This is a genomic window from Protofrankia sp. Cr2, assembly GCF_963555885.1.
Lineage (GTDB): Bacteria > Actinomycetota > Actinomycetes > Frankiales > Frankiaceae > Protofrankia.
The window spans coordinates 5,554-17,472 of record NZ_CAUVXG010000055.1; the positions used below are offsets into that span (position 1 = coordinate 5,554).

At 66.9% G+C, this 11,919-nt stretch carries 18 protein-coding genes and 2 pseudogenes; 11 read left to right on the top strand and 9 right to left on the bottom strand.

Annotated features, from left to right (window positions below; all coding sequences use genetic code 11):
* Positions 1-819: HAD hydrolase-like protein (locus tag U9978_RS19695; RefSeq protein ID WP_322762615.1), on the top strand; the 819-nt coding region annotated here is incomplete at its 5' end.
* Between the two features lie 2 nt (positions 820-821).
* Positions 822-965: pseudogene (locus tag U9978_RS19700) on the top strand (GNAT family N-acetyltransferase); the annotation flags it as partial.
* Between the two features lie 146 nt (positions 966-1,111).
* Here U9978_RS19700 and U9978_RS19705 read toward each other — a convergent pair.
* Positions 1,112-1,267, bottom strand: a complete 156-nt coding sequence (locus U9978_RS19705) for a hypothetical protein (protein ID WP_322762616.1) — start codon at positions 1,265-1,267, stop codon at positions 1,112-1,114.
* A gap of 320 nt (positions 1,268-1,587) precedes the next feature.
* Between U9978_RS19705 and U9978_RS19710 the strand changes: the two genes are divergently transcribed.
* From U9978_RS19710 to U9978_RS19725, 4 genes are all read left to right on the top strand, one after another.
* Positions 1,588-3,009, top strand: a complete 1,422-nt coding sequence (locus tag U9978_RS19710) for a hypothetical protein (RefSeq protein WP_322762617.1) — start codon at positions 1,588-1,590, stop codon at positions 3,007-3,009.
* Positions 3,010-3,369: a DUF952 domain-containing protein gene (locus tag U9978_RS19715; RefSeq protein WP_322762618.1), complete on the top strand. Its 360-nt coding sequence runs from the start codon at positions 3,010-3,012 to the stop codon at positions 3,367-3,369.
* 128 nt (positions 3,370-3,497) lie between these two features.
* On the top strand, positions 3,498-3,815 hold the full coding sequence (locus U9978_RS19720) for a hypothetical protein (protein ID WP_322762619.1): 318 nt from the start codon (positions 3,498-3,500) through the stop codon (positions 3,813-3,815).
* A 102-nt stretch (positions 3,816-3,917) separates the two neighbouring features.
* Positions 3,918-4,442 carry a hypothetical protein gene (locus U9978_RS19725; RefSeq protein WP_322762620.1) on the top strand — a complete coding sequence of 175 codons (525 nt, stop codon included), beginning with the start codon at positions 3,918-3,920 and terminating at the stop codon, positions 4,440-4,442.
* Between the two features lie 226 nt (positions 4,443-4,668).
* On the opposite strand, the pseudogene U9978_RS24175 reads toward U9978_RS19725, so the two are convergent.
* The 7 genes and pseudogenes from U9978_RS24175 to U9978_RS19760 form a co-directional block, all read right to left on the bottom strand.
* A pseudogene (locus U9978_RS24175) lies at positions 4,669-4,830 on the bottom strand (winged helix-turn-helix transcriptional regulator); the annotation flags it as partial.
* A gap of 86 nt (positions 4,831-4,916) precedes the next feature.
* Positions 4,917-5,192, bottom strand: a complete 276-nt coding sequence (locus U9978_RS19735; protein WP_322762622.1) for an RICIN domain-containing protein — start codon at positions 5,190-5,192, stop codon at positions 4,917-4,919.
* Positions 5,193-5,227: 35 nt separating this feature from the next.
* Entirely contained in the window at positions 5,228-5,425 is a 198-nt protein-coding gene (locus U9978_RS19740) for a hypothetical protein (RefSeq protein WP_322762623.1), read from the bottom strand.
* A gap of 947 nt (positions 5,426-6,372) precedes the next feature.
* Entirely contained in the window at positions 6,373-6,648 is a 276-nt protein-coding gene (locus U9978_RS19745; RefSeq protein WP_322762624.1) for a ribbon-helix-helix protein, CopG family, read from the bottom strand.
* 88 nt (positions 6,649-6,736) lie between these two features.
* On the bottom strand, positions 6,737-7,309 hold the full coding sequence (locus U9978_RS19750) for a hypothetical protein (protein ID WP_322762625.1): 573 nt from the start codon (positions 7,307-7,309) through the stop codon (positions 6,737-6,739).
* Positions 7,310-7,381: 72 nt separating this feature from the next.
* Positions 7,382-7,981 carry a PIN domain-containing protein gene (locus U9978_RS19755; protein WP_322762626.1) on the bottom strand — a complete coding sequence of 200 codons (600 nt, stop codon included), beginning with the start codon at positions 7,979-7,981 and terminating at the stop codon, positions 7,382-7,384.
* A gap of 4 nt (positions 7,982-7,985) precedes the next feature.
* Positions 7,986-8,510 (bottom strand): helix-turn-helix domain-containing protein, encoded by a 525-nt coding sequence (locus U9978_RS19760; protein WP_322762627.1) that lies wholly within the window; start codon positions 8,508-8,510, stop codon positions 7,986-7,988.
* Between the two features lie 280 nt (positions 8,511-8,790).
* Between U9978_RS19760 and U9978_RS19765 the strand changes: the two genes are divergently transcribed.
* The 3 genes from U9978_RS19765 (at position 8,791) to U9978_RS19775 (ending at position 10,160) form a co-directional block, all read left to right on the top strand.
* The gene (locus U9978_RS19765) at positions 8,791-8,991 is read left to right on the top strand and encodes a hypothetical protein (protein ID WP_322762628.1); all 201 of its coding nucleotides are present in this window, start codon (positions 8,791-8,793) and stop codon (positions 8,989-8,991) included.
* Complete coding sequence (locus tag U9978_RS19770; RefSeq protein WP_322762629.1) at positions 8,988-9,305, top strand: helix-turn-helix transcriptional regulator; 318 nt, start codon at positions 8,988-8,990, stop codon at positions 9,303-9,305. Before U9978_RS19765 ends, U9978_RS19770 begins: the two co-directional genes overlap by 4 nt.
* 330 nt (positions 9,306-9,635) lie before the next feature.
* Positions 9,636-10,160 (top strand): GNAT family N-acetyltransferase, encoded by a 525-nt coding sequence (locus U9978_RS19775; RefSeq protein ID WP_322762630.1) that lies wholly within the window; start codon positions 9,636-9,638, stop codon positions 10,158-10,160.
* Positions 10,161-10,226: 66 nt separating this feature from the next.
* On the opposite strand, the gene U9978_RS19780 is transcribed toward U9978_RS19775, so the two are convergent.
* Positions 10,227-10,571 carry an SCP2 sterol-binding domain-containing protein gene (locus U9978_RS19780; RefSeq protein WP_322762631.1) on the bottom strand — a complete coding sequence of 115 codons (345 nt, stop codon included), beginning with the start codon at positions 10,569-10,571 and terminating at the stop codon, positions 10,227-10,229.
* Positions 10,572-10,833: 262 nt separating this feature from the next.
* Here U9978_RS19780 and U9978_RS19785 point away from each other — a divergent pair, with 262 nt between their 5' ends.
* Both U9978_RS19785 and U9978_RS19790 read left to right on the top strand, forming a co-directional pair.
* The gene (locus U9978_RS19785; protein WP_322762632.1) at positions 10,834-11,064 is read left to right on the top strand and encodes a hypothetical protein; all 231 of its coding nucleotides are present in this window, start codon (positions 10,834-10,836) and stop codon (positions 11,062-11,064) included.
* Positions 11,065-11,084: 20 nt separating this feature from the next.
* The coding region (locus U9978_RS19790; protein ID WP_322762645.1) for a TlyA family RNA methyltransferase at positions 11,085-11,919 on the top strand (835 nt) is incomplete at its 3' end.

Consider the following 11,919-nt stretch of genomic DNA (forward strand, 5'->3'; position numbering starts at 1 on the left):
GCGGCCGTCCTGGTCGCCGGTGGGGAGGGGTTGCGTGAGGCGGTGACCGCGGAAGGCCTACGGCCGGTGACGACCGCCGGGGAGCAACCCGTCGCCGTCGTCCAGGGCTTTGATCCAGATCTTGACTACGCCCGGCTCGCCGAGGCCGCACTCGCGATCCGGGCCGGCGCGCTCTGGGTCGCGAGCAATGTCGATGCGACGGTGCCGACCGAGCGTGGCCTGATGCCTGGCAACGGTTCGCTGGTCGCGATGCTGCGTACCGCCACCGGCTGCGATCCGATCGTGACCGGAAAGCCCGAGCGTGCGATGCACGAGGAGTCGGTCCGCCGGAGCGGGGCCCGGTTTCCGCTGATCGTCGGCGACCGCCTCGACACCGACATCGAGTCCGCCGTCCGGTCGGGCACGCCGTCTCTGCTGGTGCTCACCGGGGTGGCCTGCCCGGATGAGCTCCTGCGGGCACAGGCGCGCCACCGGCCGACGTATCTCGCGGCCGATCTGCGCGGTCTGCTGACGTGCCACCCGGGTGTCGTCGTGACAGTGGGCGGGGCCCAGGTTGACGGGGTACGGCCGCAGGGTGCGGACGTGGACGGCGACCCACACTGCGACGCCGTGGTGGCGGTGTGCGGAGACTGGGTCGCGCAGGTGCGTGATTCGACGCTGACCTGGCGCAGAGCCAGACCGGTGACCCGGGCCGACGGTACCGACGGTCTGGACGCCCTTCGGGCGGCGTGCGCGGCCGCATGGACGGCGGCGGACAGAGGCGCTCCCGTCCGCACGGTGGCCGGCGACCGCCCGCCCGGCTGTTCCGACCTTGATTAGCGACGGAACGCCTGATCACCCATCTGATCGGGATATGGGCGTTGCTCGGGTACGGAATGTGGGCCGTCGAGGATAAAGCGACCGGTGAGTTCCTCGGCCGTGCCGGGCTCTGCTACGGCCCCGGCTGGCCCGGAGCTGAGACCTCCACCCGGCCGCAGACTCCCAACGTCAACTTTTTGACGTTGGTTTTGTGCTCATTACTACTGGCGATCCATCACGGCGGAGTGGTGCGGGTCCGTGATCGCGTCGCATAGGCCCGCCAGAGTTATGGCCCGTCGGATGGGTCAGGTGGTTAGTTCTGCGGGTCGGGGTAATGGCAGGCGGGCAGCGTGCCGCAGCCGTTGTCGGTGATGGCGTCGACGGCCAGAAGGTTGCCGTCCACCGTCCTGGCGTCGAGATCGAACAGATCCACTGTGAGGTCGTCGAGGATCTTGCTGTCGTGTGTCATGGTGCTCCGTTTCTTTGGCGTGCTCGGGCATGCTTCCCCGGCTCCCTGCATCACTGGTTGTTGCGTGCCGCTGGATGAGCCGCATGCGGATTCTGCTTCTGCCGATGGTGCGCTGTTCATACCGACTGTGGCTAGTGAGAGATCCCCGCGTAGGCACCGCGGGAATTCCGCACTTGACATTCCGGGATGGGTCCGTACGCGGGCATGCGTGTTCCAGCCTGGTTATGTGACGCCGGAATGTGTGCTACCGCATCGAGGGTCGGCTATTCTGCGTCGCAGGGCCGTCACGACAACCAGGATCCGGAAGGGCGACATTCACTGTGCAGGCACAAGCACCTCCCCGTGCGGACACCCATCCGGTGCGCTGCGCGGAACGGCAGCGGGTGGCGATGCTGCTGGCGGCCGGAAACCCCGAGGAGTTACCCGCAGCGTCGCTCAATGAGCTGATCAGCGGGATCGCGGTCTGCTGCGGACACACCCCGCTGAAGTGCCACCGGTTGGCCCGCGGCTGGGACGTACCGACAACGGTCGAGATGATCCTGTCTCTGGCCGCTGAGGAGAAGATCCGAGGGTTCGCGTGTGCGCCGCGGTCCCTGCTCGACTGGGAGGCCGGCGCGGGCATGCGCGCCCAGGCCATGGACCTGCTCTGCCGGCTCTACCGGACCGGCCCGGTCCAACTTGGTCTTGCCCATGACTACAGCCCAACGGGTGCGAGTTCCCCCGACCATCGAGAGCCGGTGCATCCGGATGACAGGCATGTTCCCGCTGAGCTGACGGATCCAGTAACGGACACGTGCCGCGGCGACCGTTGGCGAGCTCCCGAGTTTGCCCGGAGATCGATCACAACCGACGACGTCGCTGTGGTAAGGACTTTTACCGAAACATTCCGCCTGCTGGACAATAAATTCGGCGGCGGACATACCCATGCGCCAGCCGCCAAGTATCTCGACTTCACTGTGACATCCATGCTCCGCGACGGCAGCTACACCGAAGAAATCGGACGGGAACTGCTCGGAGCGGCAGCCCAGCTGGCCCATCTGGTGGGATGGTCCGCCTATGATACAGGCCGCTCCGATCTCACGGAGCGATATTTTACGAAGGCACTTGAACTGGCCGCAGGAGCCTCCGACCTGGCATTTAGCGCAGAGATTCTGGCCGCGAAGGGCCATCACGCCATTCACCACGACAATCCCTATGAGGCGATAGAGCTGGCGCGAGCCAGCCAGCACGCCGCCAGGAAGACAGCGGTTCCGGCGCTCCTCGCGGAGGCTTTCGCGCTGGAGGCAAACGGCCATGCCCTGCTCGGTGACTCGAAGGCGTGCACGTTCTGCCTCCGTCAAGCCGAGCAGGCTTTCATGCACTCGGATGCGGCGGAATTCCCGGCGTGGTTGCGCTACTTCGATGAACGATACCTTGCGGCCAGGTTTGCACACTGTCTGCGTGATCTGAAGGACTGGGACCAGGCCAGGATGTATTCCCTGAGAGCGGTCACCATGAGTGATGACCTCACCCGCGCGCGTGCCTTCAACACCGCCGTACTCGCGACCACATACATCGAAACCGATCTGGATCAAGCATGTGGCACGGGCCTCGACGCGCTGAATCTAGCGACGAAACTCCGCTCTACTCGCATCGTCCATTACATCGGCGACTTTCGGCGTCGCCTCCACGGACATCATGGGAACGATCCAGCTGTCAATCGGTTCATTGCCCAGACGGTCGAAATGTCAGGAATAGACTGAATGAAGGAAATTTACCACATTGCAGCCGCCGCCGACTGGAGGCATGCGAAACTCCACGGCGAGTATCGAATATCGACACGAGGCAGGTCGCTGGACGACCAAGGATTCATTCATGCCAGTGAGTCTCATCAAGTAGCTCCGGTCGCAAATATGATCTACAAGGGAGACCGAAACCTGCTGCTCCTGATTATTGACGTAAGTCGCGTCACGTCAGAAATCAGGTACGAGCACGTATCCGGATGGAAGGATCCATTTCCGCACATTTACGGACCGCTCAATGTTGATGCGGTTGTAGAAGCGGTTCCTCTTGAGGCGGACATTGATGAAATATTTTCGTTCTCAGTCACGGACGGGCGGTGAAATCGAGACGTCACCTCCGTCCCGCAAACCGATGGATGATTGGTCTCATGGATCTCCGACCGCACGGCATGTGATTACGCAGGTCGAGGGTTGATGGTGCCGGGTGGGAACACTACGGTGGGTGGCAGTTGGCTGCGGCGGCCGGTGCGCCGGTTGCTGTTCGCGCTGACCAGTTACTTGACTTCTTCGTCGCCGATCAGGCGGTACGTCGGCGCGCGACCACGCTCCTCGGCGCCGCCTCGACGCCGGCCCATGCGCGTGCTGCGGTGCGGGTCGCACCGGTCGCGGCCGTCTGCGCCCGTCGTGTCGAGCTCCTGCCCGAGCGGTGGCAGTGGCCGCTGGCGCATCCGCTGTTCGTCGCGCTCGATCTGGCGCAGGACGAGGGACGCGGACGCGAGATCCTCGATGCATGGCAGCCGAGCCCGAGGTGGGTCCGTGTCTGGTAGCCGGGTGATCTTCCTGGGTGACGCGATGGCCGCGGCTGTCCAGGCCGTCGAGGAAGTGCGCCGCACATGGAGGTGCTCCGTGCGGCCGAGGGCGCGAAGGTCGTGGAGCCCGCCGGTGTCCTGCTGCCAACTCCCTATGGTCAGGTCAAGGTAGACGTGCTGGAGGTGCGGCAGGCAGAACTCGACCAGCCGAGCGACGATCCCGGCGACCGCCTCCACGCGTCCGCGCACGCATGGGCGAACGACACCGCCATTGAGGTCGCCATCGAGGTGATCCGGTCGAGCGGCGATCGCGTGGAGGTGAAAACGCCTGTCGCCGAGCCCGGTCCGATCATCGCGATGAAGCTCCAGGCGGTGATGAACCGCTCTGTGCAGAAGCAGGGCACCGACCTGCTCGATGTCATACGGCTCGCGCTCGACAACACGGCGCGCACGGCAGCGCTGGCCCAGCTCGGCGCCTGCGACTCGTCGACCGCTGCCGACATCGCCCTTCACGTCGATCTGTGGCTCGTCCGCCGCCGCGATCAGGCCATCCGATGGATACACGGCGTGGGCGGCGGTGACATCACGATCGACGACCTGGATCTCGTCGCCGAGCTTCTTCTCGATGCCTGTGAACGCATCTGACGCGGCCCGAATCGGTGACCAGGCGGGCACGGCCGCCACGGTCCGCACGAGCAGCAGCCGGTGGATTTTCCCGAGCTGGGCGACGCTCCCGATCGTCAGTTTCCGCAGGAACGTGCCCAGCGTGGACGGCGCGCGAATCCCGCCGAGCACCTCACCGAGCGCGCCGGCGCGCAGCAGGTGCATGTCGTCGAGGCAGTCCGCGCCCGCGGCCATGCCCGCGACCAGGCATCAGCAGGTCGACGAGTTCGGTGCCCTTCTCGGTCAGGATGTACTCGAATCGTGGTCGCCGGTCGTAGCGCCGGCGTTCGAGCACTCCATGTTCGACGGGGTGGTTCAGCCGCTCGGTCAGGACCTTGCGTGAGATGCCGAGGTCTGCCTGGATCTGCTCAGATGAGATGAGATGATCGTCGGACTTGTCAGCATCTCCCGCGCGGACCGCTGCGATGAAGGAGCCGCCGTGCAGGCGTCTGCGCGTCAGGTCAATGGTAGCCGGACAATGATCCATTGCTGCCAGGACGCCCAATGCGTTGGCCACAGGTGCGGGTCGCGCTCGTTCTCCGCGTCCTGACCGGCATCCAACGCGTATCCCGACGCAGCGTTCTCAATGATGAAGGCGACCCCGTCGTCGGTGTTCTTGAGCCGCCACTGCTGCCAAGGCGCCGCGTGCGACTGCCACAGGCATGTGTGATCTCCGACCTTCGCGTCGGGATGTGCGTCCAGCGCAAGGCCAGAGTCGCGATTGATGATCATACACGGCCCCTTGTATAAGGGGGCACGGCGCCGGCTCAGGCGACGTCGCGTCGACGCTCGGCGTACGTGAAGACGAGGAAATCGTCGAGCTCCTCGTCAGAGCCGAAGGTGTCGGCCGCAAGGTCGTCGAGGGACCAGATGGGCTGGGTGCCCCTTGCGGCCAGGAGCTCCTCGTCGGTGATATGGGGGCGCAGCGGCGGGTACAGAGGTTGGCCGGTTTCCGGAGTGCTCATGGACGAGGGCCTCCTCACTGGTGTCTCCAGCTGGCTGCGAGCTTGGACCATCATACGGCCGTACGCGGGTCGCCACCCGTGACCGGCTGCAGTCCGAAGAAACCGTCGCCTTGCCGCACGCAGGCAGACGTGGGCATCCGGACTGTTCGGGGCATTCAGCCCGCGTCGTCGAGCAGCTGGTTGATCAGAACTCGACGTCACATTCCAACCGGGCGAGCCGGCACGTTCGCATGTCCCTGCGGACCTGTCACGGGCACGGCACGCGGACCGTCGGCGGAGTGTTCACGGCCCGCCCGGATGGCCGTCTGCGATCTGCGCCTGGCCCGTACCGCCTGGCCCGTACCGTCTGGACTCAGGGGCCGGTGAGGATCCGCCGGAGGACGGGTCTTGGCCTGCTTTCCTCGTCTTCTCGCTACGTTCCGCGGTGACAAAACCAGTGGGACGTGACAGCAAAAAGGAGCCTGCGTGCCAGGGTAGGAGGAGCCGGCCGTGCCGCCGCCGGCGGGCCCGTTCACCGAGGCCAGAGCGCGGGCCGACCCGCCGCGGCCACGAGCGTGAAATCACCGTCCGCCCGGTCACCTCACGGCCGTTGGCCAGGGACGATGCCCAGTGAGCACCGAGACAATCATGCTGGAGTTGCTCTCGAACCCACGTTCAGCTGTCTCGCGGCGAGCCCGGTCGTTCGTGTGGTCACCGACCCAGCCCTGCCGGAACATGTCCACTCATACCGAGAGCGCCTGAACGTACAGGCCTGGGCAATTTCAGGTACCCGAAGGTGCCGGGCACTGTCGGTCAGGTTCGCAACGTCCGCACCCGCTATGAGCCCGCAACACCAATCGTTTTCTCGGGGAACAAGCAATCGCGCATCACCCGCAGTATTCAACGAATACGCACCAGCCCGATGTCGACCCCGTCGGGACACACCCCGCACCGGCGGGAGTCGATACCTACGCGACGTCGAGCCACGCCCGGAGAGCCTGGCGGATGACGTCGCTGGCGTTCGTGTGATCGGCAGCCGCCCGCGCGGCAAGTGCCGCCCGCAGTTCCGGGTCCAGCCGCACCGGTACCACATCCGCGGGCGCCGACCCCAGTGGACGGCGGCCCCCACGTCGCCTCAGCTCCGCAACGTCATAACCGGCCTCTGCCTCCCCCGCCAGCCGATCCACCAGCTCGTCGGTCACCGGCACAGCGTTCGATGTAGGCATCCCCTCACTGCTGTTCATAGCCCACCTTTCACCGATCACCGGCAGGAAATCCCGAAACTTCGACCGCATCCGTATCCGCATCGCATGGATGATCAAATCCGTGCCATCATCCAGAATCATCCCCACGGGCGGGGGGACGGCCACGGCTCAGGCGCTTCACCCAGGCCATGCGTGTCCCCAGACCGCGCCGATCGGTGAGCCGGATGAGTAGCGGTGGTTGAGGGGGAGCAGGCCAGGAGACCAGCAGGAACCGGTCGTTCGGTCGGGGCATCCCGTCGTCGTCGACACCGGGATCGTCCCTGTCGCGTGTATGCACGCGAACCCGGTAGCTGCCGGCTCCCCGGGTGTCCACTGCGGGCAATTCGTCGCTGAGCTCACCCTCCAAAGCGCCCACGTTCAGCGGGCCTTCACGGCAGGTGACGCTGACCTCGACGATGTCGTCCCACTCGCTTCCATCACCGAACGCGAACGGGTCGTCGGCCTCCGGCGGCCGCTCCGCTCGTACGTCCACCGCCACCTGCACCGGGCCATAGGCGTCTCCGGTGAGGATCACCGCGCCGACGTCAGCCGTGACGGCCAGACCATTCGACTGGTCCCAAGTCTCGACCGCCGGCGGCGTCCCGCCGTCCTGCAGCCAGAACTGGCCCATCCCGAAGAGCGTGGCCTCCGCAGTGGTCATAGATATCCCCTTCCGGCGCCGATGCCGAATGGTGAACCGCCGAGCCGGGCGCCGAGCCTGGGGTCACGTCACCTACGAAGCCGGCGTCGCCGCCTGACCGAGTACAACGAGAAGGCGCTCGCCGAATGCTGGGGCGCCGTGGGTGCGCAGGTAGGTAGCGATGTCATAGGCGGCCAGCGTGGGGCCGGATCTGCCGGTCCTGGCGGCGATGGCACGAACGGCCTTGATGACGAGGTCGGGGTGGAGGCCAAGTTCGTCGAGGAGGAAGTCGTCGAGGGACTGGCGGGTCACGGGCGCGGGCAGCGCACTGGGTGGAAAGTCCGCGAGGTTGTCGGTGACGATCACGTCGGCTCGGCCGGCCACGGCGGCGGCGACCACGTGCCGGTCGTCGGGGTCAGGGAGTTCGACGGTCGACACGAGCCGTTCCCAGCCGGTCACGGACGCATCCGGGAAGGCGATCCTCATCTGCCGGAAGAGGCGGGTGAGGTAGGCGTCGGTTTCCTCTGGTGAGGTTCCGCGCTTGCCGAGCAGCGTGCGCAGGGTCCGCTCGAGCTCGTCCAGGATCTCGGCGGACCAGAGCGGCCGGTAGGCACCGGTGCTGGCGATCTCGAGAAGCACGTCGCGTGCCCTGCTGGGCACCAGGACGCAGGTGTCGAGCAGTGCGGAGAACATCTGGTCAGCCTTCGGCCTTCTTGCGGGCGGCTTTCAGCGCCGCCCGGGTCTCGTCGGGGCTGATGTCATAGAGGCCGAGGCGTTCGGTGTCGGCGACCATGTCGGCGAATGCGAGCTCGGCGGCGTTGCGTTGGCGTCGGCGGTACTCAAGGATGTCGTCGAGGCGGACCTTGCGGTGGCGGCTGGGCTTCTCGAAAGGGATGGCGCCGTTCTCCAGCAGCCGAACCAGGGTGGTGCGGGAGATACGGAGCAGGTCTGCGGCTTCCTGGGTGGACATTGTCAGATGCTGCGGTGCCACCGTGACGGCCAGGCCCGCCTTCATCGCTGCGGCGACTTGCAGGATGACGTCGAACATCGGCTCGGGAAGCTCGACGCTGTGCCCGTCGGGGCCGGTGAGCCGAGGCCGCGGCTCGGCGGTCGGACGGCCGCGGTCGCGAAGCGCGGCCAGGAAGTCAATGATCTCGCCGGTGTCCTCGTCTGGCAGATACGTCTCATCGTGGAGCGGTTCGGGTCGGGCGGGCGAGGTCATGAACGGCCTCCAAGACGATCGGAGCGATCGATGTGCTCGTTTCGCTCGATTCTACGCCAGCCGCTTGCTGGTAGCTATCCGCCGACGGATACCGCGCCCCTCCCCAGCTCGAACGGGGCACCCGACGTCCGCCGTGCCGCCGGCGCCTGACATCTGGCGGGGCCGCTGCAGGTCGGGCCGTCGGTCAAGCCCCGCGAGCTGGCGTTGCTGGCGGCCGACCTCGACGCCGCCGAACGACTGGCGGCGTCGAGCGCTGCATCTGACCTGCGGGAAGGCGATCGTGCTGCGTGGCCTTCAGGTCGAGGCGCCGATCCGGCGTCGGTTGCGGGCCGCGCCGCTGGTTGTGCTCAACGCCTGCGGCTCGGTGGCGTCGTCGCCGCTGTCCTACGACGGTTTCGGGCACTACGTCCTGGCAAAGGGGCGCGCGCGGCGTCATCGGGGAGGCCACCGTCACATGATCGATGAGGACGACCGGCGATGAGTGGTTATGTGCGGTGGGCGGACGTCCGGGCCGAGCAGGTCGCTCGAGCCGGCGGTGAGGAGACGGTCGAGGCCGGTAAGCAGGAACTCCTCGCGGTCGCGGTAGGTCATCGCCTTGGCGAGGTGCGCCGCGCACGGGGCCTCACCCAGCAGCAGGTGGCCGACCGGATGGGTGTCACCAAAGGTAGGGTCTCGCAGATTGAACAGGGCAGAATTTCTGGGCAGGATGTGGTCGCCCGGTTCGCTGCCGCTCTCGGTGGCCGGCTACACCAGGCGATCTACTTCGACGACGGGGATATCACCGCGATCGCCTGAAACGGCTCTGTTGCATCAGGTGGGGGCGAATCACGGTGGAGCCCCATACTCGGGCTGGCGACAAGTGGCACCTCGACGAGATGATCAAGATCAATAGCAAGTGGAATACCTGTGGCGGGCGTTCGTCCAGAACGGCAACGCCCTGAAAGAACTGGCGCATCATGGCGACCCGATACCGAAGTGACCTGAGTCGTATCGACACCGATATTCAGGCGGTCGTTGGTCTACAGAAACTCAACGAGGAACACGCTGAGCGCCGCCTCACGTTTGATAGGATCAAGAAAACAGGAATGTTTTCTGGATGACTTCCGTGATCGGGGGAGCCGGCGCATGAGCATCCCGACCCTGACGACGGACCGGTTGGTCCTCCGTCCGATCCGCCGTGATGACCTTGATGCCTCCACGGCTATCTGGTCGGATCCCGAGTTCGGCCGGTACGTCGGTACCCACGACCGGCACAGCATGTGGCACAACCTCGCGGCCAACATCGGCGTGTGGGAGCTGGAAGGCGTCGGTCCATGGTCGGTGGTCGAGCGGGCCACGGGCGTACTGGTGGGCCGGGCGGGGCTGTGGAACGAGCCGGGATGGCCGGGGATCGAGCTGGTGTGGTTCATCGGCCGGCCCTGGTGGGGACGCGGTTATGCACCCGAGGCAGCCCGTGCGGCCGGCACCTGGGCGTTTGCCAACCACGATGTGGACCGGCTGGTGGCCGTCCTCAGGCGTGACAACGAGAAGTCGGCTCGCGTCGCCGAGAAGATCGGCATGAGGCTCGACCACTACGAGGCGCTGCACGGCACCGACTGCGCCGTCTACACGATCAGCCGCACCGAGTGGCCGGTGCGCACCGGCGACTGACGAGAGATCAGAACGGCTCGTAGAACGGGTCGGAACGGGCGCTACCACCGCGGGTGCCGGATCGGGCTAGAGCAGGGAACGCATCCGCAGCAGGTCGCGCATGCTGGCGTCCACCTTCAGTCGGCCACTGGCCCAGGCTGCGGCGAACCGCAGGCTTCCATCGCTGATGGCGACGAGATCATCGCTGTTCACCGTGAAGGTGACCTTGGCCGTCTCGTCCTCGTCCTCGCCCTCGTTGATGTCCAGGACGCTGCCGTCGCGCAGTTCCGCGGAGAAGCTCGTCCCGAGATCGGGTATCCGGCACACGATGGTGCGGTCGGGGGTCAGCTCGCGCATGCGGTCGTTGGCCAGCCCGTTGAGGCGATCCGCCAACGTACGCAATGCCGCCGCACACTGTTGCCTGGTCGCCATGCCGGCCGGTTCCTCCTTCCGCCGGTTCGCCGGTCCGCTGGGCTGTGGTGACGGTGACGGGGGTGGGCTGCTACGGAGAGCCTAACGCTGGTCTGCCGAGCGCAATGTCTTCGACACAGCTTGCCGGCCGGCCGTGCGCTCCTACCGGTGGCGCGCGTAACCGTCGCCACGGCGAGCGGGATCCGGGCATCCTGGTTGGGACGACAGCGGCGTACCGCGGGGTGACGGCCCTGCCGTCGCTGTCACGGAAGAGGAACACCTCATGACCGTTGACGTCCCGGACGATGTCCGTGGCGCGCTTGCGCGGGTGGACCGGCTGCCCGCGCTACCCGTGTCAGCGCACGTCGCCGTCTTCGAGGAGGTCCATCGCCTCCTCGATGGTGTGCTCGCAGATCTTGACGGGCTCACGGCCACCCCGCCGAGTCCGGTCACCCCGCCGAGCCTGGTCACCCCGCCGAGCCCGGTTGGCACGCCCGGCCGGCTGCGGGCGTGACCGGCACGAAGCGCGCTGTCGTGGTCCGCAGGACGCGGCTGGACCGTGAACTCGTTCGGCGAGGCATGGTTCGCTCCCGCGAGCAGGCCAGCGAAGCGATCGCCGGCGGACGGGTCCGGGTCAGTGGACGTCCGGCGACCAAGCCCGCGACGGTCGTGGATGACACCACCCCCATTGCGATCATTACCGGGGACGACCCCGGGTACGTCTCCCGCGGCGCCCACAAACTGCTGGCGGCACTGTCGACCTTCGCCGGTAGCCAGCCACCGCTGCGGGTGAGCGGACGCCGGTGTCTGGACGCGGGGGCGTCCACCGGCGGCTTCACCGACGTGCTGCTGCGCCACGACGTCGGGGAGGTCGTCGCGGTGGACGTCGGCTACGGCCAGCTGGCGTGGCAGCTGCGGACCGATCCACGGGTCGCGGTGCTGGAACGCACCAACGTCCGCTACCTCACCGCCGAACAGATCGGCGGGCCGGTCGATCTGGTGGTGGCCGATCTGTCGTTCATCTCCCTGCGGCTGGTGCTGCCCGCCCTGCGGGCGTGTGCCCGGCCGGCGGCCGACTTCGTCGTCCTGGTCAAGCCGCAGTTCGAGGTGGGGCGCGACGGGCTCGGGCCGGGTGGGGTCGTGCGGGACGTGGCCCTGCACGCATCGGCGGTGCGGGATGTGGCCGCGGCCGGGGCCCGGCTCTCCCTCGGCGTTCGCGGGGTTGTCGCGAGTCCGCTGCCGGGCCCTGCGGGCAACGTCGAGTACCTGCTGTGGCTCGCCGGGGATGCGCCGTGCATGGCCGAGCCGCAGCTCGCCGAGGCGGTCGCCGCCGCGGTCGCCGCTGGTCCCGCTGGTCCCGCTGGTCCCG